The sequence below is a fragment of the Peribacillus sp. NPDC056705 genome (assembly GCF_043656335.1).
In genome coordinates, this window is sequence record NZ_JBHTYI010000002.1 from 439565 (window position 1) to 460555 (window position 20991).

Genomic DNA, 20991 nt, shown 5'->3' on the forward strand with positions numbered 1-20991 from the left:
TTGTCAGGAAGCGGGGAGCATTTGATGCCCTCGCTTTTTTTTATGCTTCTTGCAAAATAAAAAAGGCAAGCCATATTGGCTTGCCTGATCTATATGCTAAAAATGCAGCGCGGTTTATCCGCGTCTTCCGCCTCTGCCGCCGCGTTTTGATTCTGTGCTGCGTTTAAGAGTCGATAAATTTTCTTCACTAGTCTTTAAAAAGCGAACCATTTTATCTTCGAAATTTTCCTTTGGTTGAAAATTACCTTTTGAACGAAAATCTTTAGAACGGCTATCCCCTTGGCGTGGTGGGCGTTTGGTATAAGAAGAGGTTTGCCCTTCGGGTCTATCTATAGCCTTTTTGATGGACAAGGCAGTTTTTCCGTCTTTCTCACTAATCACTTTTACTTCAATTTGGTCGCCTACTTTAAGATGGTCATTTACGTCTTTTACATAGCTATCTGCTACCTCACTGATATGCACAAGACCTGTTGAGCCTCCTGGTAATTCTACGAATGCTCCAAAATTAGTGATACCTGTTACTTTACCTTGTACTTTGCTGCCTATTTCGATTGACATAAAAAAACGTTCCCCCTCAATAATGTTAAAACCACTTTATTATAACAAATTTCGGGGGATAATATCAATCTCAATTATTCGATTTTCTGAATCGATATCCGAATCCCCCTTGGTAATTCATAAATTTACGGATGATTTTTCATTGAAAAAATTTTTTTTAGGGAAGTGCAGAAAGAAAATCTTTTCTCCGTCATAGTCTGGACAAGTTGCTCATACGCTGTAATATAGCGCTTTGACATGAGCAGGGGGGAAATCTGGAATGGATGATCGCAGGAAAGATATCCGAAATCGTATCGCCAAGAGACGCAAGTTCAATGATAAACCGGCAGGTGGCAGCAGTTGGACGGAGATCAACAATGAAGAACCATATGGGATTGATTCATATAACGGGTATTCCGAGAAAGATCATCCGCTTTTCAAGAAAGAATATTTTTTCTTTAAAATCCTTGCCAGTGTATGCCTGTTCCTGATTATCGCCGTGATGTTCAAACACCCTTCTGTGCGGCTGGACCCTGCCAGAAGTTTTGTCACGGAGAACATGAACAAGGAATTTCAGTTCGCTTCAATCTCCAACTGGTATGAAAGTGCGTTTGGTAAACCAATCGCTTTTTTACCGAATGAGGCCGATAAGAAAACTGTTGATTCGAATGAAGAATATGCAATGCCAGCCTCTGCGAAGATTACCCAAAACTTCGAGACGAACGGTGAGGGAATCATATTGGAAACGAGCAAAGGCTCAAAGGTCGAGGCCGTCAATGAAGGGGTAGTCATCTTTGCCGGTGAAAAGGAGGGGATTGGAAAGACGGTCGTCATTCAGCATGCCAATAAAAGTGAGTCTTGGTATGGGCAGCTGGAAGGAATTGATGTGAAATTGTATGAGTTCGTTAAAAAGGGCAATGAAGTCGGACAGGTTACACTAAGTGAAGATGGATCCAAGGGAAGATTTTATTTGGCGATAAAAGAAAATGATGCTTTCGTCGATCCTAAAAAGGTGATTTCCTTTGAGTGAATATGGAAAATTACTGTTTAAAATCAGGGTGCACCCGACATTGTGGTTTGTCATTGGCATCGCCATCCTCACTGCCCATTTCGTTGAAATGATGATGCTGTTGCTCATCGTCTTCATTCATGAAATGGGGCATGCTGTCTGTGCCCAGCATTTCAAATGGCGGATAAAGTCAATCCAGCTTCTTCCTTTTGGCGGGGCTGTCGAGACTGAGGAGTACGGAAATAAGAGCTTGAAGGAGGATTTGGCGGTGGTGCTTGCCGGTCCGCTTCAACATGTTTGGCTCATTGGTGCAGCTTTTTTGCTCTATTTCTTTTCTATCATCCCATATGAGCTGTATCAGCCCTTTTTGTATATGAATCTTATGCTGCTGATTTTTAATCTGCTGCCAATTTGGCCCTTGGACGGGGGACGGCTGCTATTCATCGGTGTATCCCTATACTGCACCTTTCTGGAAGCGCAGAAACATACACTTCACTTTTCTGCAGTATTCGCAGTCCTGGCTTTTGTGACCTGGATCATTCTGGATCCGCTCAATTTGAACATCTGGCTCATCATCTTTTTCATAAGTCTCTCACTGGTCATGGAATGGCGGCAGAGGTATTACGCTTTCATCCGTTTTCTTTTGCAGCGCCATTATGGGCATACGAATGATTTAGCGAAACTGAAGCCGATCTCGGTGGATTCACAAGAACCGATTTTTAAAGTGCTGGAACTGTTTCAACGCGGTTGTAAACACCCCGTCATCATCATGAAAAACGGGAAAGAGACCGGCTCGTTGGATGAAACGGAAATCCTTCACGCCTATTTTTCCGAGAAAATGACAAACGGGAAAATCGGCGACCTATTATATTCTTATTAAATATGTTATCCTTTCTTCAAATTGAGGAGAGGATTTTTTTTGATGAAAAAAATGATCGCGAACTTAGCTTCACGCGAAAAAAGAGTGGCCGTACTTGAGAATGGTGTTTTACGTAAACTTGAAATCATGCCGCCTCAAAAGCGCAGTACGGTCGGCAATATTTATCTTGGGAAAGTGACGAAGGTTTTACCGGGAATGGATGCCGTCTTCATTGATTATGGTGCAGAGAGGAATGGTTTTTTACACCGTGACGAGATTCCCTCTTTCCAGCAGACAAAAAAAACGGATGGGAAAGCATCCATCGGTCAATTTGTCCATCAGGGAGAAAAGCTGCTAGTTCAGGTGACTCGGGATGAAACGGGCACTAAAGGAGCTAAATTGACTGGGCTGATCGAGTTTTCAACAGAATCCCTCGTATACATACATGGAATAGATTATGTTGGTGTTTCAAAGAAATTCAAAAACGATGATCTTCAAAAGCAGTGGCGGGAAACGGCCTTGCAGTATAAAAATGCTGATGAGGGATTGATTGTCCGCACCTCGATGGAGAACGAAAGTGAAGCGGTATTCCTTGACAGGTTAACTGGATTGCGCGAGCTCTATAAAGGGCTTGAAGTTAAGGCTGCTTCCCTCAAGGCCCCATCCATACTCTATGAGAGGGACGCATACCTGGACATGATCATTTCTGAAATGTCGGGAGCGGCGACGGGGGAACTGGCCATCGATGATTTCGAGGCTTATCGGGAGCTGAAAAAGTGGATACAGGAAAACCGCAAGGAGTGGGAAATATCCCATGTATCGGGTCCAAAGAACATTTTTTTCGAATGGAATGTCGAAGCGCAAGTGGAGAAGATGGCCAAGAAAATTGTTTGGCTTGAGAATGGCGGATATTTAATTTTTGAAGAAACGGAAGCTTTCACCGTAATCGATGTCAATTCAGGTAAATTCATCGGCAAGGTGGCGAAGGAAGCTACATTGTTTGCGGTTAATCAGGCTGCGGCAAAGGAAGTCGCCCGTCAACTGAGATTGAGGAATATCAGCGGAATCATCTTGATAGATTTCATCAATATGGACAATTCGCGGCATGAGCAGGAAATCATCGACATCGTCAAAAAGGAAGCGGTGAGAGATGAGAAGCGAATCCAGGTCATCGGCTTTACGGAATTGGGCATTTTACAAATGACGAGAAAACGAACCTCCCCGTCTTTAAGTGAAATGATGTCGGTACCATGCCCGGTGTGCAGTGGAAGCGGTAAAATCGAGAGCCCGGAAACAGTGGCCTTCCGGTTGGAACGGGAACTGCTGGAACACAGGAAGACGGATGATGAAGCGGTCTGGGTGGAGGTCAGTAAAGCGGTGGCGGACGTGCTGCTTGGCGAAAAAGAATCATATCGGCCGACACTGGAGGAATTGATCGCTAAAAAGATTTTCCTATCTTTTATCCCAGGTTCGAGCAATGCCTATTCCATCAAGCGCTTCGGAAGCATGCAGGAAATCGGGCGGGCTTTCAATTGAAGAGCGGGAATTCTAATAAATATATTGACAGCCTTTCCTGTTTCATGTTAGGATTTTAATGTTATGTTTGTAGCACCCGTGCTACAACCGCTCAACAACAGGTTTTAAGCTTTTGCCTATCTGGTAAAACGCCTGTGATTGGCGAGTCTGAGACATTTAAGGAGGTGCAAGTATGTACGCAATTATCGAAACTGGCGGTAAACAAATTAAAGTAGCAGCTGGCGAAGCGGTTTACATTGAAAAATTAAACGCAGAAGCAGGCGAAACTGTTACATTTGACAAAGTTTTATTCGTAGGTGGCGAAGACGTGAAAGTCGGTGCTCCACTAGTTGAAGGCGCTACTGTAACAGGTACTGTCGAAAAACAAGGTAAGCAAAAGAAAATCACTGTTTTCAAATACAAAGCGAAGAAGAACAATCGTAAAAAACAAGGTCATCGTCAACCATACACTAAAGTTGTTATCGAAGCAATCAACGCGTAAGGGCTGATTCTAGATGATTAAAGTTGTATTTGATGCTCCGCAGGAACGGATTGCTTCGTTCACCTTAAGCGGACATGCTAATTTTGCTAAAAAAGGTTCTGATATTGTTTGTGCAGGTGTATCGGCTGTTTCCTTCGGGGCAGTCAATGCAATCATGTCCTTAACGGACGTAGAACCTGAGATCGAGCAAGGGAGAGAAGGCGGCTATCTTCGCTGCGTCATTCCGGGGAATCTTTCGCCGGAATCGGAAGGGAAGGTTCAGCTGCTTTTGAACGGCATGCTCGTATCGCTGCAAACCATCGAACGTGATTATGGTAAATACATGAAAATTATCCTCAACCAATAGGAGGTGGAACAAATGTTAAGATTAAATCTTCAGTTCTTCGCTTCGAAAAAAGGAGTAGGTTCTACAAAGAACGGACGTGACTCAATCTCCAAGCGTCTTGGCGCTAAACGTGCAGATGGTCAATTCGTATCTGGTGGTTCTATCCTTTACCGTCAACGCGGAACGAAAATCTATCCTGGTGAGAACGTAGGCCGTGGTGGAGACGATACTCTATACGCTAAAGTAGACGGTGTTGTTAAATTCGAACGTTTCGGACGTGACCGTAAAAAAGTAAGCGTATATCCAGTTGCACAAGAAGCATAATTGGCATCTTTGAACAGAGGCTGACTCAAAAGGGTCTGATTCCTTCTACAAGACACTATATACCGCGTCATTTTTAATAATGGTATGTTATATAGTGATGAAGGGGTCCGGCCCTTTATTTATACTATAGGAACGAACCAGCATTTTGCAGGAGACTTTAGTCATTAGTATAAGGAAAACAACCTCTGACTTACAAATGGCTCGCCAATAGGCGGGCTTTCTTAAACTTTCAGGGGGAAATCCAAGAATACTCATCCATCCGATTTGGTTAAACCAAATAGACACTCCAATTCAACTATAATATCTCCAATTGGTGCATAAATAAGGCCCATTCTCTTTTTTAGTTCAAATGGCTCTACCATCGTCCAAAGAACTCAGGGTGTGCGGCTGTATTTTTTGGACGGGGGCTTTCATGTGAAGGCATGTGAATCAAGCTTCATTTCCTGTTTGTTGTTTTTTTGATATACTGTACAAATGGAAGTATTCAACATGATAGAGCCGAAAAAAGTTTCTTTATCATAATTGAAGGTGTTAATAATGGATAAAAATTGGACGACTATTGAAACTCTGCGTCAAACCAGGCATGACTGGCTGAATAAAATTCAAATCATCAAAGGGAATCTGGAGTTGAACAGAATCGACCGTGTCAAGGGCATCATCGATGAAATCATTGTTGAAACCCAGAATGAAGCACGCCTTTCCAGTTTGAATTTACCTAAGTTCACCGAGATGTTGTTGACGTCGAATTGGAATAATGGATCCTTTTATTGCGAATATGAAATCATTGATGTTTTTGAAGGCTCAACTGAGATGGACGGGCTGATGTATCGCTGGACAAACGATTTCTTTGATATTCTGGATAAGAATCTGGATCCGTTTTTTGAAAATATACTGGCTGTTTCCATGTGTAAAAAAGAAGTGAGCGATATGCACTGTTCATTTCATATGCAAGGCAGGTTCATTGATCAATCCCCAGTGATCGAGTTTTTGGAACGTTCATTGACGGCCGAGCAATCAATTGAAATTCTTGAATGTAATGAGGATGAAATATTTTTTAAGATGGATATTAACTTTTAGAGAAGTATACAGCAAGAAATGACTTGCAGAAAACAAGGAAGTGATAGCATGTTTGTCGATCAAACGAAAGTCTATGTAAAAGGCGGAGACGGTGGTAACGGGATAGTTGCTTATCGTCGTGAGAAATTCATACCTAAAGGCGGACCTGCTGGCGGAGATGGCGGTAATGGGGCAAATGTCGTTTTTGAAGTGGAAGAGGGCTTGCGTACATTAATGGATTTCCGTTATCAACGTCACTTTAAGGCACCTCGCGGAGAACATGGCATGTCCAAAAACATGCATGGTGCGGCTGCAAAGGATATGGTCATCAAGGTTCCACCAGGCACGGTTGTCATTGATGATAAAACGAAGGAAGTCATTGCTGATTTAGTTGAGCACGGGCAACGCGCCATCATTGCCAAGGGTGGCCGCGGAGGCCGGGGAAATTCCCGCTTTGCCACACCTGCCAATCCTGCACCTGAAATCGCTGAGAATGGCGAACCGGGCCAGGAACGCGATATCGTCATGGAATTGAAACTGTTGGCTGATGTCGGTTTGGTTGGTTTCCCGAGTGTAGGGAAATCCACTTTGCTTTCCGTCGTATCCGCAGCAAGGCCTAAAATTGCCGAATACCATTTCACGACGATCGTACCGAACCTCGGAATGGTGGAAACGGAAGATCACCGTAGCTTTGTCATGGCCGATTTACCTGGTCTGATCGAAGGTGCTTCAGAAGGAGTGGGTCTTGGACATCAATTCCTGCGCCATATTGAAAGAACGAGGGTAATCATTCATGTAATCGATATGTCGGGTCTTGAAGGCCGTGATCCATATGAAGACTACCAAACAATCAATAAAGAGTTGGAAGAGTATAACCTGCGCTTGACTGAACGTCCGCAAATCATTGTTGCAAGTAAAATGGATATGCCGGACTCAGCAGATAATCTAGCGGCTTTCAAGGAAAAGCTGGAAGAGGACTATCCTGTCTTCCCGATTTCTGCCGTGACCCGTGAAGGGATCCGTGAGCTTCTTTATGCAATTGCGGATAAAATCGAAGAAACGCCTGAGTTCCCTCTTGATCATGAAGAAGAGAATACTGGAATCCATCGGGTTCTTTATAAACATACATCACAGTCTGATGAATTTAACATTGAACGCGAATCCGATGGCAGCTTTGCCGTATCAGGATTCAAGGTCGAGCGTCTATTCAAAATGACTGACTTTACCCGTGAAGAGTCCGTACGTCGTTTCGCCAGACAGCTTCGTTCATTCGGAGTCGACGAAGGCCTTCGCCAAAAAGGTGCGACAAATGGCGATATCGTGCGTATCCTTGAATATGAATTTGAATTTGTGGATTGATTGTAAACCATGATGGCAGGCAAAAGGAGGCGTGCGGAGTTTGAATAAGGCCGATCAGAAATTTTTCCTCGTTCGAGAGGATGTCCTTCCCGAAGCGATGAAAAAAACGCTGGATGCAAAAGAAATGATTGAACGGGGAAAAGCAGAATCAGTTTGGGAAGCTGTACAGCGGGTGGACCTAAGCAGGAGTGCATTTTACAAATACCGTGACACGGTTTTTCCGTTTCATACAGTTGTTAAGGAAAAGCTGATTACACTGTTCTTCTATCTCGAAGATCGTTCTGGTACTCTATCGGAGCTTTTACGGCTCGTCGCCTCATCCGGTTGCAACATCATGACTATCCACCAAACGATTCCTTTGCAGGGACGTGCAAATGTCACCCTATCCCTTAATACGGGCGGGATGACGATGGATATTGATGATCTGCTCACTAAACTGCGTAAAATGGAGTTCGTCGAAAAAGTCGAAATCATTGGTAACGGCGCATGAAAACAGCCTGTACATTTCAGATGTACAGGCTGTTTTCTTTTGTAAGGGAAAATTAACGATTAAGTATTGTAAAAAATCAGAAAATGGCATAACATAAACAGTAGATTTTCCGTGAGAAGGAGTTTATAATATGACATCAAAAATCGCATTTCTTGGACCAAAAGCAACATTCACGGATTTAGCTGTATCGCGACTATTTCCTAATGATATAAAAATACCGATGAACACGATTCCGGACTGCCTTGATGCTGTTCGGGACGGGGAAGTGAATCACGCGCTCGTGCCGATCGAGAATGCTTTGGAGGGTTCGGTAAATATAACGATGGATTACTTAGTCCATGAAGTCACATTACCGATGAAAGGCGAAGTCACGATTCCAATCCAACAGCATTATATGGTACATCCGGATCATGCATATCCTGGTTTCAAACCTGACATGGTTTATTCGCATTCCCATGCCATTGCTCAATGCCGCAAATTTCTACATAATGAGCTAAGGGGCGTTCCATATGAGTATGTCACATCCACTGCAGCCGCTGCGAAGATGGTGATGGAGAATCCCGATATCAATATTGCTGCGATTGCAAATGATATGGCTGCGGAGGAGTACGGTTTGACGATTGTTAAACAAAATATTCACGATTACGAACATAATCACACCAAGTTTATCGTCGTATCCAACAGTGAAGTCGACTTTGAAGGGCATTTGACCGTTGAAGGGGACAAGAAAACGACCTTGATGATTCAGCTGCCTGCTGACCACTCAGGGCAGCTGCACCAAGTCCTTTCCGCTTTTTCCTGGAGGAAACTTAATCTTTCCAAGATTGAATCGAGACCAATGAAAACAGGATTGGGCAATTACTTCTTCATCATCGACATCGAAATGTCCCTTGATGATGTCCTCATCCCAGGAGCGATCTCTGAGCTCGAGGCATTAGGATGTACGGTTTCGATCATGGGAAGCTATTCATGCTTTAAAGTCCAAACAGGTGTACCGCAACGATGAATGAATGGTATAACCTCAGCTGAGGTTTATACAATGAATAAAAAGGGTGCCCTGGGAGTATTTCCGGGGCATTTTTTGTGTTCGTTAAGATTTGTATTCAAGCGTATGGCGGAATTGCCGATTGTGTTCTAGAAAAAGTCCAAGAAAAGGATCAAAAGGAAGAAGAGCAAGATAAGGAGCAGGAACTGCAAAAATATTAATATCCTGATTTGGAAGAGAAGCCATCTGATGCGGAATTAATCCAAGCGACGGGAGGCTGGGTTCAGGCAGCCGGTTCCGTCATCAGTCTTATCGGGCAGTTGAGAAGTAACCAGGAAGAAAACTCCGGGGAAGGCTGCTCAAATGAAAGCAATTCCGATGATGGGGGAGCATAATGACCAATGAAAAAATCCTCAAAAGATATGGCTTTTGAGGATTTTGGGTTCATTCAATCGACTAAAATGCCGGCATCCCTTAAAGCACACTCCGCTTCGTCGAGCAGTTCTTCAGATGCTGCGCTCAGTGTATGGAGATGGATGCCGCTCGTCAGTTCCGATAAAAAAGATGCGTTCGTTGCCGTCACCCTTGAAAGGAATTGCTGGACTTCCTTCCGGCTGCTGACCATGATGGAAGCGGTTAGGTCGCCGTAAACGGGATGCTCGATTTTGACATCTTTCACCGTGATGCCGATATCCACAAGTAAATATAGCTCTTCTTGGGTCCGGGAAGGATCGTGTTGGCAAGCAATGATCCTTTCCGGCTTTTGCGTGCTCCCCGTTTGTAAGTACAGATAGCCTTGGCTTGTGGCGATGATAGGTTCATTCCGCGCTTTGAGTAGGGTTATGTCACCAACGATAACCTGCCGGCTTACATTCGTTATCTGCGAAAGCTCGCTGCCCGTTACAGGCTCCGCGCTTGTTTGCAATAAATGTAAGAGTTTCGTCCGTCTTTCTTCCCCGAGTAATTTCTTTCTTTCCATAAACATTCACCTCTTTAATTACAAACATTTTAACACAGATTGGAGGGTTTTATCGAATGGCAGCTATTCCTTCGATGCAGTCCGCCAACTTGTGAATGTCATCGGCCGTCGTGTTTTTGCCAAAGGAAAGGCGGACGAATTGATGGGCTTCATCTTCGCTTTTCCCAATGGCCATCATCGTTTTTGAAGGATCCTGTTTACCGATTTGACAGGCGCTTCCCGTCGAAACGGCGAATCCTTTCTGGTTTAATTCCAACATGATGTACTGTCCTTGCAATCCAGCGAAGGTCAGCGCCAGAATGTGAGGCAATTGCTCGTTTTTTGCTTCGATGATTTGAAAATCGATTTTCCTTTCCGTTAGCAGTCGGATCAATTGTATCCTAAGTGTGGAAATCCGTTTTCGTTCACCTTCCATGATATCCCCCAATTTCTTGGCAGCGGTTACGAAGGAAGCAATTCCGGGGACATCCACTGTTCCTGGCCTGAAACCATATTCATGAGTGATATTCGGTACCGAAGGCTTCAACTGATGGATGGCCGGGAAAATGACGGCCCCAATCCCTTTTGGACCATAAACTTTATGACTGGAAACGGATAGTCCATCACATGAGGCTGCTATCTGCCCAAGCGGTAATTTAGCAAATGATTGGACACAATCCACATGAAAAAAAGCCTCGTGTTTTCGAACGATTTCACTTATTTGCTCAATGGGTTGAATGACCCCGATTTCCGAATTCACATGCTGGACAATGACCAAGCATGTTTTCTCCGACATACATTCCTGCAGATGTTCAATATCAACCCGGCCATCTTCCAAATGCCGTAAATAAGTAACCTCGAATCCTTCTTGTTCAAGTTTTTCCACGAAATTTGCAAGAGATGCATGTTCAGTTCGGCTTACAATCAAATGGTTCTGCCAGGAGGGTTTCGAAGCGATGAATGTATCGATCGCAAGCATATTGCTTTCCGATCCGCCGCTCGTAAAGATGATTCCTTCCTTTTTTATGTTCAGCATTTCTGCGAGTTGCTGCCGTGACATATCCAATAAACGTCCCGCTTCAGAGCCAATATCATGCAAACTGCTCGCATTCCCGAAAAACTTCCGGGCTGCTTGGCTAAATACGTCGAGAGCCTCCTCATCAATCGGAGTTGTAGCGGCGTAATCCAAATAAATCAAGAAATCACTTCCATCCTTTAATCTAAAAAACTCTTGATAATAGTTTAATAATATGTAAATATAGTTGTCAAGACACCTGTAATAAACAGGAGGAATGAAAGAATGGTAAAAGCGGAAATCATCGTGATAGGCAGTGGGATTGCTGCCTTGAAAACGGCATTGGAAGCAAGTGAACATAAGCATGTGATACTCATCACAAAATCAAATATCCGTCATGGTAATTCTTATTTAGCCCAGGGCGGAATTGCCGCTGCATTATCTGATCGTGACCGAGTATCCTTTCATAAAAAAGATACGCTGGCAGCTGGTCAGCGATATAACAAGGTGAGGGCAGTGGAAAAACTCGTCGAAGAGGCACCTTCGGTTATAGCTGAGCTTATTGATTCGGGTATGCGATTTGACCATGATGATGACGGAACTCTATTGCTTGGCATGGAGGGCGCCCACAGTGAACGAAGAATCCTCCACAGTCACGGGGATGCTACAGGAAAGTACATGATGGAACATCTTATAGGGTGCTTGAAAAAATCATCGATTACTGTGATGGAGAATGTTGCTGCAGTGGAGTTGATCATCGGGCAAGATGATACTTGCATAGGCGTCAAAACACTTGATAAGGCAGGGGAACTTGTTGCCTATCATGCGGAACAGACGGTTTTGGCTACAGGCGGCTGTGGTTCCCTATACCATTTCACTTCAAATTCACAAACGGTTTCAGGTGATGGAATCGCACTTGCATTCAAGGCCGGTGCAAAAGTTCGTGATATGGAATTCATACAATTCCATCCGACCTTGCTTTTTGTGAATGGCAAAGCGAAAGGGCTCGTTTCAGAAGCGGTTCGCGGGGATGGCGCGAGATTAGTGACTGAAATGGGAGCGCCGATCATGGAGGATGTCCATAGCTTGAAAGATCTAGCACCAAGGCATATTGTTGCACAGACGATTTTTTCTTATTTGCAGCGCGGTGAAAAGGTATTTTTGGATATTTCGATGATTAAGGATTTTAAAAATCGTTTTCCGACAGTGAGCTCATTATGTGAAAAAAGCGGGCTGGACCTTCATTTGGGGAAAATCCCGGTTGCACCAGGAAACCATTTTCTAATGGGAGGGATTGAAGTGGATGAATCGGGGCAAACCTCAGTACCCTCTTTGTATGCAGTTGGTGAAGTGGCATGCACTGGTGTACATGGTGCAAACCGATTGGCAAGCAACTCCCTTCTCGAAGGATTGGTTTTTGGAAATGCGCTTGGCCGTTTCCTTGCTAAAGTCCCGTCAAGGTCGATACCGGAAGTAAAAGAGCAGTCCAAGAATTCCAGTCAAATTCCCTTTCTACCCGATCTTACGACATTGCGGGAAAAATTAATGAACGAAGCGGGAATCGTTCGAAATGAAGCGGGTTTAACTCGACTGAAGGTTTATCTAGAGACATTTCCTATCGAAAAATTGCTGCATATGGAAGTAACGGCATTATCGATACAAGAAATAACGAAAATCAATGCCATCATCGTGGCTTGGCTGATTGCCGAATCCGCATTGACCAGAACGGAAAGCAGGGGCGGTCATTTCCGCAGTGACTATCCTGAGGAAGATGACGCCCAATGGCTTGAGAATTCGGTTATCCTTGCTTGTACGGATGTAAAAAACCGAGTGAAAGGGAGACGACTATATGAATATATTGAAGCTTAAGCAGAGGCTGCAACAATTTTTAATGGAAGATATAGGGGAATGCGATGTAACGAGTGATACGATTTTTGATCAAGGTGAACAAGGAACTTTGACATTCATCGCAAAAGAAGGCGGGGTCTTTAGTGGAGGGGACGTCATCAAGACGGGATTTGCATTGTTGGATGAGCAAATCGAGGTTTTCCTTTTTGTTCAAGATGGCGAATTTTTCGAAAAAGGACAGCAGCTTGCGAAAATGACCGGCGATATGGCCTCCCTTTTAAAAGGGGAACGGGTAATTTTGAATTTAGTGCAGCGTATGTCCGGCATTGCGACACAGGCTCATAAAGCTGCCATGATTTTGGCGGGGACGAAGACGAGAGCTTGTGATACGAGGAAAACTACACCAGGCCTGCGGATGCTTGAAAAATATGCGGTCCGTTCCGGCGGGGCATTCAATCACCGATATGGTCTTTATGATGCAGTCATGATAAAGGACAACCATATTTCTTTCGCTGGGTCCATAACGAAAGCGGTCCAAACGGTAAAATCCAAACTGGGACATACCACTAAAGTGGAAGTGGAAACGGAATCACCACAACAGGTACTTGAAGCAGTGGAAGCCGGTGCAGATATCATCATGTTCGATAACCGGAGCCCTGAAGAAATCAAGCAACTGATTAAATTGGTACCCGCCCACATCATAACTGAAGCTTCAGGAGGGATCCATTTAGACAATCTAGCCTCATATCGGGAAACAGGGGTAGATTATATTTCGTTGGGCAGCTTGACGCACAGTGTCAGGGCACTTGATATTAGCGCAAAGGTCAAAGAGCGAGAGGAGATATTGAAATGAATATATTGGAGATGGCTAAAACAGCAGGAAATGCATTGCCTGAAAAATATAAAACGATGACAAAAGGAGAGATGGAGAATCGGGTCCTTGACATTAAGAAACGACTGGGGAACCGTCTTTATATTCCAGGTCATCATTATCAACGGGAGGAAGTCATTCAATTTTCAGATTCAACGGGGGATTCACTTCAATTGGCCCAGCTTTCCGCGCAAAATCGTGAAGCGGATTATATCGTGTTCTGTGGCGTGCATTTCATGGCTGAAACAGCCGATATTTTGACAGAAGAAGGGCAGACGGTTATCCTACCTGACATGCGTGCAGGCTGCTCCATGGCAGATATGGCGGATATTGAACAAACGGAACGGGCATGGACAAAGCTTCAGGATTTATTTGGCGATACGATCCTTCCGCTAACTTATGTGAATTCCACTGCAGCCATCAAAGCTTTTGTAGGGAAAAATGGCGGGGCGACAGTGACGTCCTCCAATGCACAAGGGATGGTCTCGTGGGCCCTCTCGCAAAAAGAAAGAATCCTATTTCTTCCCGATCAGCATCTTGGGAGGAACACTGCCTTTGACCTGGGGATCCCATTGAATGAAATGGCTGTCTGGGATCCGCATAAAGATGAATTGATCTATGAAGGGGAACTGGAAGATCTGAAGGTACTTCTTTGGAAAGGACATTGTTCAGTCCATGAAAATTTCACTACGGCGAATATTGAAACGCTTAGAGAGGAGCAGCCTGAAATGAATATCATCGTTCATCCCGAATGTCGCCGTGAGGTAGTGGCCCTGTCAGATTATGCGGGTTCGACATCGTACATCATCAATATGATCGAAAAAGCCGAACCAGGCAGTTCTTGGGCAATCGGCACGGAAATGAACCTTGTCAAGCGTCTTATCGCCAATAATCCTGACAAGAACATCATCTCGTTAAATCCGAATATGTGTCCATGTCTTACAATGAACCGGATTGATTTGCCTCACCTGCTATGGGCGCTTGAATCCATTGAAGAAGGTATCATCATCAATCCGATAAAAGTGGAGAAAAGCATTGCGGATAATGCCATCCTAGCATTAAACAGAATGCTGGAGCGCGTTTGAGTCAGTGCTTTCTAAGAAGATTTTGGAGCATAAGAAAAAGGGGGTCTAATCCCCCTTTTTTTCTTATGCAATCGAACAGGTAAGAACTTTTAAAGGTTTTTCGCTTTAAAAGTATTGCCTTCATTCATATCACCGGATTTAAATCCTTTAGTGAACCACCGTTTCCTCTGTTCGGAAGTGCCGTGCGTGAAGCTGTCTGGCACCGTGTAACCTTGTGCCCTTTCTTGGATACGGTCATCCCCTACACCACTTGCTGCATTCAAGGCCTCCTCAAGATCGCCTGCTTCAAGCAAATTCTCTCCTTGGACATGATGTGCCCAAACTCCAGCCAAATAATCGGCCTGTAATTCAAGACGTACAGAAAACCTATTATATTCGGTTTCGCTGACCTTTGAACGATCGGGCATTTCCTTTTCCGTTGTCCCTAAAAGTGTCTGAACGTGATGTCCGACTTCGTGGGCAATGACATAGGCCATGGCGAAATCCCCGGGTGCCTGGAATTCTTGCTTTAACTCTTGATAAAAGCTGAGATCAATATATAGCTTCATGTCACCCGGACAATAAAATGGTCCTACCGAAGAAGCTGCCATCCCGCATGCCGATTCGACACTGCCCGAATACAGGACAAGGTTCGGTTCCTTATATTCCAGCCCATTTTTACGGAATTCTTCTGTCCAGACCTGCTCCGTTTCTGCAAGGACGACAGATACGAACTGTGCAAGTTCCTTCTCCTCATCAGTTTCGACATAAGAGCCGCCATTGTTCGATTCAGTGGTATTCAAGCTGCCTAGCAATTCGCTTGGATTACCGCCAAGGAGCGTCACGATCAAGACAATTACCAATCCGACACCTCCGCCGATTCCGGCCATGCCTTTTCCACTCATGCCTCTTTTGTCTTCGACGTTCGTGCTGCCCTGTCTACCTTTCCATTTCATTATTATTACCCCCAGGGATGTAAGATAAGTACCTGAAGACAAAGCCTTAGGTCATTTCCTTTCTTATACCCGGATTTCCCTGAGTTTAGACAGAAGCCTGAAAGATGCGTTTCAGGAATGGAATTCAAAGGGGCGATCTTCCTTTTTTGAGACGTCCCATCATTTATTTCCTCTCCAAAAAAGTACCTTCTATGTCCCTAAATCATTGATCCAATCATAAAAGTCATTTTTCACGCATAAGTTTTCATGATAAAAATAATAGCAATTCACCCACTGCTTCATAGAATATATGGACATATGCACAGGAGGGGTTAACAGCGTGAAAATTCATATAGTCCAAAAAGGCGATACACTTTGGAAACTCGCCAAAAAATACGGCGTCAGTTTTGAAGAACTTAAAAAAGTTAACACGCAATTGAGCAATCCGGACATGATGATGCCCGGAATGAAAATTAAAATACCAGGGACATCCGGAGCAGTAATTAAAGAAACGGGTAAACCAACCGTGAATATTCAGCCGGGAATGAAAGAATCCCAAATTCAACCGTACCCGCCTCAGTCAGCAAATATGAAAGAGCAGCAAATTATGAAAAAACCGGCCGTTAAAGAACAGCAGAAAATTCAACAGCCGGTAAAAGAGCAGCCAAAATTTCAACAGCCGGTAAAAGAGCAGCCAAACATTCAAAAACCAGTGAAAGAGAAACAGATCGTTCCACAGCCGGTTAAGAAAGAGAAGCAGATCATTCAGCCAAAGCCAATCATTAAAGAGAAGCAAGTAATCGTTCCAAAAGAAGTGCCGGTGCCCATGCCGGTGATTCCGGAGATCGACGTCAATAATTATTATATGGTCAACATGACCAATATGAGTGTGCAAAAGCCTCCAGCACCACCACCTTTACCGAAGAAAAAAGAAAAGCCTGCAGTGACCAAAAAGAAGAAAAAGCCAGCTGTACAGCCAGCTCAGGAATATAGTGAGCCGGTGGATGATTGTATTCCAGTAACGCCAATCTTGCCTGGAAGCGGTTATAGCATTCAGCCGCCACCATGGGCGCATATGCATGGCATGCAAGCACCATATCAAGGTGCACAAGGGTATCAGGCGGCTCCGGAAATACAAGGTTATCCAATGATGGAAGAGAGCTCTGAAATTTTTGAGGAATCTTCTGACATGCAAATGATGGATCAAGGATTCGTCCAAGGGGCGAGCATGAATGTAACAGACCAGCAACATTATCCATATCAAGCCTCCGCACCGGTTCCGCACCATTATTATGGAGGGATGAATCAACAAGCTCAAGCAGCAGGTTCATATATGCAACAAGGTTATGAGTCACCAGGCGAATTGCCTTCTTCATACAATCAAAATTTCCCTCAGCAATATTCCCAGCCTGCCGGTGAGGAGGATTGCGGCTGTAATAAGGGGTTACTTGGAACTTATGGACCGGAAGTGAAGGGGCAGTATCAAGGGAACAAGAAAATGGCTGCCAATGCACATCACCATCCAGATTATCACCAATATCAATCCGTTCAATCACAAGCCCCATACCCAGGGTTGTCACCAAAAGAGTCTCAGATGGGAATAGCGATGCCATCCCAATATGAAGATGAGTCAGAAGAATCATATGATGGATTCATGATGACGGGCGGCCAAAACCCAGGTCAGCCGGGTATGATGATCGGCGGTCAAAACCCAGGTCAGCCGGGGATGATGATGGGCGGTCAAAACCCAGGTCAGCCGGGGATGATGATGGGCGGTCAAAACCCAGGTCAGCCGGGTATGATGATGGGCGGCCAAAACCCAGACCAGCCGGGTATGATGATCGGCGGTCAAAACCCAGATCAGCCGGGTATGATGATGGGCGGTCAAAACCCAGGTCAGCCGGGTATGATGATGGGCGGTCAAAACCCAGGTCAGCCGGGTATGATGATGGGCGGTCAAAACCTAGGTCAGCCGGGTATGATGATGGGCGGTCAAAACCCAGGTCAGCCGGGTATGATGATGGGCGGCCAAAACGCAGACCAGCCAGGGATGATGATGGGCGGTCAAAACCCAGGCCAGCCGGGTATGATGATGGGCGGTCAAAACCCAGGTCAGCCAGGTATGATGATGGGCGGCCAAAACCCAGGCCAGCCAGGTATGATGATGGGCGGCCAAAACCCAGGTCAGTCAGGTATGATGATGGGCGGTCAAAACCCAGGTCAGTCAGGTATGATGATGGGCGGCCAAAACCCAGGCCAGCCAGGGATGATGATGGGCGGTCAAAACCCAGGCCAGCCGGGTATGATGATGGGCGGTCAAAACCCAGGTCAGCCGGGTATGATGATGGGCGGTCAAAACCCAGGTCAGCCGGGTATGATGGGCGGTCAAAACCCAGGTCAGTCAGGTATGATGATGGGCGGCCAAAACCCAGGTCAGCCAGGTATGATGGGCGGTCAAAACCCAGGTCAGTCAGGTATGATGATGGGCGGCCAAAACCCAGGCCAGCCAGGTATGATGGGCGGTCAAAACCCAGGCCAGTCAGGAATGATGCCGGGACAGTTTGGTAGTCAGCCAGGAATGATGCCGGGACAATTTGGTAGTCAGCCAGGAATGATGCCGGGACAATTTGGTAGTCAGCCAGGAATGATGCCGGGACAATTTGGTGGTCAGCCAGGAATGATACCGGGACAATTTGGTGGTCAGCGAGACATGATGCGCGGCCAGCTTGGTGGTCAGCCGGAAGCAATGTTACCTGGGCAAATGGGAGGCCAGCCAGGCCAATTCGGGGGCGTCCGTGCGCCTGAAACATTTGGGATACCGACATATGTAGATGAAAGCGATGACTACTAATTATCAAGGAGACAGTGTTTTTAACACTCGTCTCCTCTCTTATTTAAATCGTAAGCCAAAGAATGTCCACCATATTCAAAGCAGTGTCTATTTATTAACTTTTGAAAAGGGTCATCCTATGATCCTTAAAGGATTCGACAGTTTTGAAAAATGGGATCGGCAAAGGGAATTGACTTCTTTATTAAAACAAAAGGGATTTCATCAAACGTATTATATTCATCAGAATCTAATGCCCTTTCAATTTAAAGGGAAATGGTATGGCAGTATGGACTATTTTCCACCGAGTAAGAAAAAATTCAAATATTCCAATCATAAGGACCGCTTAGAGGGCATTCAGTTACTGGAAAGCTTCCATGATGTGTCGGAACATGTCTCCATTAACGCTCCTGTGTTCAATCAATCAAAAAAGTGGAAAGAACGCTTATCACTATTTAAAAAGAACTTTTCTTATGTTCGCCAATATGTTTCCGAAGATATTATCAAGGAATGGATTAGATGGGGTGAATGGTCGCTAGAGGGGTTTGATAAAAATCAGTCTTTATGGAATAAGGAAAAGAAAGTCATCATTCATGGTGATTGTGCCCACCATAATTTCTTGCGGAGAGCGGACGGCACTTTGACGTTAATCGATTTTGACTTAATGGCGAATGCCCCGAGGTGCATTGATTATTTACAGTATGCAAATCGTATTATGCCTCATTTGGGAGATGCGGCCACCGAAATGTGGGAAGTTCCGCAATTGAAAAGGTATAAGTCAGACCCGGCATTTTTATATGCGTTAACTTATCCTACCGATATTTTCCGTGAATGGAATCGTCTTAATAAAAGTTCTTCCCAGATTCATTCGGTTTGGAAAATGTCCGTGGAAGGATTTTCGAAGCGAATGGAGATGAATGAAAAATTGAAGGAAAGGATTTCTTCCCTTAAAAGGAATTAAAACGGGTTTTTGGCCGTATCTTACAGAGTACATTTCCCGTTCGACACCCATGCTAATTATGAGCGGAATATAGCTCATTCTATTGCAATGGGAGGGTTATTGGTGCAGAAAATAAAATGGGCACATCCGCTTTGTACGGTATTGGCTGCCGTCAGTTTGGTTGGATGTGCTAATAATGATACAGCGGAAAATGAAAATATAACGAATAATACAGGGTACCATGAAAAAGATGCATTGGTACGCAACATCAATTATGAGAATATAGTGCAAGGTTTATACGATAAAGATGATGCGTACAGTAAGAGTGACCGTAACTACCATGGACATGAAAGTAAACCGCTTAAGGCAAAATCATCTTATTATAATTCTTATGAAGGTGCTTTTGCCGATCAAGTTAATGGTATCGCCAAGAAAGCGGAGCCGGTCATCGATGCCAGGACAGTCATCATGAAAGATGAAATGCTGGTAGCTTTGAGGCTTGATGACTACAGCCGGGCAAAAGATGTTAAAAAGAGAATCAGGAGAGAAATCGGACCCCTTACAAATGGCCGCACCCTATATGTAACCACCGATGAAGGTGTCTATTTCAGGACGATGACACTTGATAACAATCTTCGGGATGGCGATACGCGGGAAATGATCATTTTGGATGCCAATGACATGTTCGATAACCTTAACATTCACGAAAATCACTTAAAATAATAAGTGGGCTGACCCAATATGGAGTCAGCTCTTTTTGATTTTTTTCTGGTTAATAATCCTTATTTGGGGTCAAACTACATAAAAAGTAAACGCCTTAAGAGGTGAATATATTGATTAATCAACTTAGAATCCAATTTTTCATGACGCTTTTCATATTGCCAATTTGCCTAACCGTTTTTGCCGAAGAAACCGTTCAAAAGGAAAATGATCCTATTGAAAGGAAGGTCATTCTTCAGCGTATGTATCTGGATGGTGAATTAAGTGAAGAGAAATTGACAGAAACAATTTGGTCGATGGAGGACTTTTGGTCAAAATATGAAGGATGGATAGTGATCGATCAAAATGAAGAGCAGATTGTCATGAAGAAAATTGAAAATGACATATCGCCGCTTTTAAAAGCGAATGGTTACCTTGGGATGAGGGAAGATGGTACGTTATCCATTTTTATCGGAAGGCCTGAGCACGCCAAGATCATTCATACTTTCTACCAAATAGACGTTGGTAAACTTGAAGCATACAAGCAGGAGGAACTGCAAAAAGGGATTCCAATCATGAATAAAGACCAATATAAACAGCTCATTAAAGAATATGAGCCATATTCGGTAAACTAGGATGGGATGATACCCACCCTCCAGACTGTAGGTAAACTCGATGAAAATCGGGTTGATCTGACCCAATAAAGTTAGACATATAGTTTAAGCAGCTTCTAAGACTTGAGTTCGGTATTCTATCGGACTCAGGTCGTTTAATTTTCTCTTCATACGTTTGTGGTTATAGTAATGAATATAATCATCTAATTCCTTTTCAAAGTGCTCCATACTTTCAAACTCTTGGAGATAAAGCAATTCA

General features: G+C 44.3%; 24 protein-coding genes and 1 other annotated feature. Of the genes, 19 read left to right on the forward strand and 5 right to left on the reverse strand.

What is annotated here, in order from left to right; genetic code table 11:
• Nucleotides 1–114 precede the first annotated feature (114 nt).
• The gene (locus tag ACFRAK_RS04555) at nt 115–558 is read right to left on the reverse strand and encodes a S1 domain-containing RNA-binding protein (RefSeq protein ID WP_034308861.1); all 444 of its coding nucleotides are present in this window, start codon (nt 556–558) and stop codon (nt 115–117) included.
• Nucleotides 559–817: 259 nt separating this feature from the next.
• Between ACFRAK_RS04555 and ACFRAK_RS04560 the strand changes: the two genes are divergently transcribed.
• From ACFRAK_RS04560 to ACFRAK_RS04615, 12 genes are all read left to right on the forward strand, one after another.
• Nucleotides 818–1567, forward strand: a complete 750-nt coding sequence (locus tag ACFRAK_RS04560; RefSeq protein WP_387604482.1) for a peptidoglycan DD-metalloendopeptidase family protein — start codon at nt 818–820, stop codon at nt 1565–1567.
• Complete coding sequence (locus tag ACFRAK_RS04565) at nt 1560–2426, forward strand: M50 family metallopeptidase (RefSeq protein ID WP_394571357.1); 867 nt, start codon at nt 1560–1562, stop codon at nt 2424–2426. Before ACFRAK_RS04560 ends, ACFRAK_RS04565 begins: the two co-directional genes overlap by 8 nt.
• A gap of 42 nt (nt 2427–2468) precedes the next feature.
• On the forward strand, nt 2469–3941 hold the full coding sequence (locus ACFRAK_RS04570; RefSeq protein WP_394571370.1) for an Rne/Rng family ribonuclease: 1473 nt from the start codon (nt 2469–2471) through the stop codon (nt 3939–3941).
• A gap of 75 nt (nt 3942–4016) precedes the next feature.
• Nucleotides 4017–4100, forward strand: a sequence feature (ribosomal protein L21 leader region).
• Nucleotides 4101–4113: 13 nt separating this feature from the next.
• Nucleotides 4114–4422, forward strand: a complete 309-nt coding sequence (gene rplU, locus ACFRAK_RS04575; RefSeq protein ID WP_034308849.1) for a 50S ribosomal protein L21 — start codon at nt 4114–4116, stop codon at nt 4420–4422.
• A 13-nt stretch (nt 4423–4435) separates the two neighbouring features.
• Nucleotides 4436–4768, forward strand: coding sequence for a ribosomal-processing cysteine protease Prp (locus ACFRAK_RS04580; protein WP_192205951.1), 333 nt, complete (start codon nt 4436–4438; stop codon nt 4766–4768).
• 12 nt (nt 4769–4780) lie between these two features.
• The gene (rpmA, locus tag ACFRAK_RS04585; RefSeq protein ID WP_061143474.1) at nt 4781–5071 is read left to right on the forward strand and encodes a 50S ribosomal protein L27; all 291 of its coding nucleotides are present in this window, start codon (nt 4781–4783) and stop codon (nt 5069–5071) included.
• A 537-nt stretch (nt 5072–5608) separates the two neighbouring features.
• Complete coding sequence (locus ACFRAK_RS04590; protein ID WP_260285314.1) at nt 5609–6148, forward strand: Spo0B domain-containing protein; 540 nt, start codon at nt 5609–5611, stop codon at nt 6146–6148.
• A 48-nt stretch (nt 6149–6196) separates the two neighbouring features.
• Complete coding sequence (obgE, locus tag ACFRAK_RS04595; protein ID WP_260285313.1) at nt 6197–7486, forward strand: GTPase ObgE; 1290 nt, start codon at nt 6197–6199, stop codon at nt 7484–7486.
• A 40-nt stretch (nt 7487–7526) separates the two neighbouring features.
• Entirely contained in the window at nt 7527–7976 is a 450-nt protein-coding gene (locus ACFRAK_RS04600) for an ACT domain-containing protein (RefSeq protein ID WP_076364968.1), read from the forward strand.
• 130 nt (nt 7977–8106) lie between these two features.
• Entirely contained in the window at nt 8107–8982 is an 876-nt protein-coding gene (gene pheA / locus ACFRAK_RS04605) for a prephenate dehydratase (protein WP_387604476.1), read from the forward strand.
• Between the two features lie 77 nt (nt 8983–9059).
• On the forward strand, nt 9060–9182 hold the full coding sequence (locus ACFRAK_RS04610; protein WP_387604474.1) for a hypothetical protein: 123 nt from the start codon (nt 9060–9062) through the stop codon (nt 9180–9182).
• A 9-nt stretch (nt 9183–9191) separates the two neighbouring features.
• On the forward strand, nt 9192–9356 hold the full coding sequence (locus tag ACFRAK_RS04615; protein ID WP_387604472.1) for a hypothetical protein: 165 nt from the start codon (nt 9192–9194) through the stop codon (nt 9354–9356).
• Nucleotides 9357–9409: 53 nt separating this feature from the next.
• Here the strand turns inward: ACFRAK_RS04615 and ACFRAK_RS04620 are convergent, their stop codons facing one another.
• Nucleotides 9410–9940: a transcription repressor NadR gene (locus ACFRAK_RS04620; protein WP_098370081.1), complete on the reverse strand. Its 531-nt coding sequence runs from the start codon at nt 9938–9940 to the stop codon at nt 9410–9412.
• A 49-nt stretch (nt 9941–9989) separates the two neighbouring features.
• Nucleotides 9990–11117, reverse strand: coding sequence for an IscS subfamily cysteine desulfurase (locus ACFRAK_RS04625; protein ID WP_387604470.1), 1128 nt, complete (start codon nt 11115–11117; stop codon nt 9990–9992).
• A gap of 102 nt (nt 11118–11219) precedes the next feature.
• On the opposite strand from ACFRAK_RS04625, the gene nadB reads away from it, so the two are divergent.
• From nadB to nadA, 3 genes are read left to right on the forward strand one after another with little or no spacing between them, the layout of a single operon-like run.
• Nucleotides 11220–12803 carry an L-aspartate oxidase gene (gene nadB, locus ACFRAK_RS04630; protein WP_387604468.1) on the forward strand — a complete coding sequence of 528 codons (1584 nt, stop codon included), beginning with the start codon at nt 11220–11222 and terminating at the stop codon, nt 12801–12803.
• Nucleotides 12784–13635 (forward strand): carboxylating nicotinate-nucleotide diphosphorylase, encoded by an 852-nt coding sequence (nadC, locus tag ACFRAK_RS04635; RefSeq protein ID WP_394571358.1) that lies wholly within the window; start codon nt 12784–12786, stop codon nt 13633–13635. The genes nadB and nadC overlap by 20 nt, the downstream gene beginning before the upstream one ends.
• Complete coding sequence (nadA, locus tag ACFRAK_RS04640; RefSeq protein WP_394571359.1) at nt 13632–14738, forward strand: quinolinate synthase NadA; 1107 nt, start codon at nt 13632–13634, stop codon at nt 14736–14738. The genes nadC and nadA overlap by 4 nt, the downstream gene beginning before the upstream one ends.
• An 89-nt stretch (nt 14739–14827) precedes the next feature.
• Here the strand turns inward: nadA and ypfJ are convergent, their stop codons facing one another.
• Nucleotides 14828–15673: a KPN_02809 family neutral zinc metallopeptidase gene (gene ypfJ / locus ACFRAK_RS04645; protein WP_387707232.1), complete on the reverse strand. Its 846-nt coding sequence runs from the start codon at nt 15671–15673 to the stop codon at nt 14828–14830.
• Between the two features lie 319 nt (nt 15674–15992).
• Here ypfJ and safA point away from each other — a divergent pair, with 319 nt between their 5' ends.
• The 4 genes from safA to ACFRAK_RS04665 all read left to right on the forward strand — a co-directional run bounded on the left by safA (nt 15993) and on the right by ACFRAK_RS04665 (nt 20753).
• Complete coding sequence (gene safA, locus ACFRAK_RS04650) at nt 15993–18503, forward strand: SafA/ExsA family spore coat assembly protein (RefSeq protein WP_394571360.1); 2511 nt, start codon at nt 15993–15995, stop codon at nt 18501–18503.
• Nucleotides 18493–19440, forward strand: coding sequence for a phosphotransferase (locus ACFRAK_RS04655; RefSeq protein WP_394571361.1), 948 nt, complete (start codon nt 18493–18495; stop codon nt 19438–19440). Before safA ends, ACFRAK_RS04655 begins: the two co-directional genes overlap by 11 nt.
• Before the next feature lie 102 nt (nt 19441–19542).
• On the forward strand, nt 19543–20142 hold the full coding sequence (locus tag ACFRAK_RS04660) for a YhcN/YlaJ family sporulation lipoprotein (protein ID WP_394571362.1): 600 nt from the start codon (nt 19543–19545) through the stop codon (nt 20140–20142).
• 101 nt (nt 20143–20243) lie between these two features.
• Complete coding sequence (locus ACFRAK_RS04665) at nt 20244–20753, forward strand: BofC C-terminal domain-containing protein (RefSeq protein ID WP_387604457.1); 510 nt, start codon at nt 20244–20246, stop codon at nt 20751–20753.
• 84 nt (nt 20754–20837) lie between these two features.
• Here the strand turns inward: ACFRAK_RS04665 and ACFRAK_RS04670 are convergent.
• On the reverse strand, nt 20838–20991 hold a 154-nt coding region (locus ACFRAK_RS04670; protein ID WP_387599374.1), incomplete at its 5' end, for an IS3 family transposase.

What these genes read in the sequence shown, in the direction of transcription:
- ACFRAK_RS04555 (WP_034308861.1), bottom strand. Translation starts at nt 558, where the DNA reads ATGTCAATCGAAATAGGCAGCAAAGTACAAGGTAAAGTAACAGGTATC.
- ACFRAK_RS04560 (WP_387604482.1), top strand. Translation starts at nt 818, where the DNA reads ATGGATGATCGCAGGAAAGATATCCGAAATCGTATCGCCAAGAGACGC.
- ACFRAK_RS04570 (WP_394571370.1), top strand. Translation starts at nt 2,469, where the DNA reads ATGAAAAAAATGATCGCGAACTTAGCTTCACGCGAAAAAAGAGTGGCC.
- rplU (WP_034308849.1), top strand. Translation starts at nt 4,114, where the DNA reads ATGTACGCAATTATCGAAACTGGCGGTAAACAAATTAAAGTAGCAGCT.
- ACFRAK_RS04580 (WP_192205951.1), top strand. Translation starts at nt 4,436, where the DNA reads ATGATTAAAGTTGTATTTGATGCTCCGCAGGAACGGATTGCTTCGTTC.
- rpmA (WP_061143474.1), top strand. Translation starts at nt 4,781, where the DNA reads ATGTTAAGATTAAATCTTCAGTTCTTCGCTTCGAAAAAAGGAGTAGGT.
- ACFRAK_RS04590 (WP_260285314.1), top strand. Translation starts at nt 5,609, where the DNA reads ATGGATAAAAATTGGACGACTATTGAAACTCTGCGTCAAACCAGGCAT.
- obgE (WP_260285313.1), top strand. Translation starts at nt 6,197, where the DNA reads ATGTTTGTCGATCAAACGAAAGTCTATGTAAAAGGCGGAGACGGTGGT.
- pheA (WP_387604476.1), top strand. Translation starts at nt 8,107, where the DNA reads ATGACATCAAAAATCGCATTTCTTGGACCAAAAGCAACATTCACGGAT.
- ACFRAK_RS04620 (WP_098370081.1), bottom strand. Translation starts at nt 9,940, where the DNA reads ATGGAAAGAAAGAAATTACTCGGGGAAGAAAGACGGACGAAACTCTTA.
- nadB (WP_387604468.1), top strand. Translation starts at nt 11,220, where the DNA reads ATGGTAAAAGCGGAAATCATCGTGATAGGCAGTGGGATTGCTGCCTTG.
- nadC (WP_394571358.1), top strand. Translation starts at nt 12,784, where the DNA reads ATGAATATATTGAAGCTTAAGCAGAGGCTGCAACAATTTTTAATGGAA.
- nadA (WP_394571359.1), top strand. Translation starts at nt 13,632, where the DNA reads ATGAATATATTGGAGATGGCTAAAACAGCAGGAAATGCATTGCCTGAA.
- ypfJ (WP_387707232.1), bottom strand. Translation starts at nt 15,673, where the DNA reads ATGAAATGGAAAGGTAGACAGGGCAGCACGAACGTCGAAGACAAAAGA.
- ACFRAK_RS04655 (WP_394571361.1), top strand. Translation starts at nt 18,493, where the DNA reads ATGACTACTAATTATCAAGGAGACAGTGTTTTTAACACTCGTCTCCTC.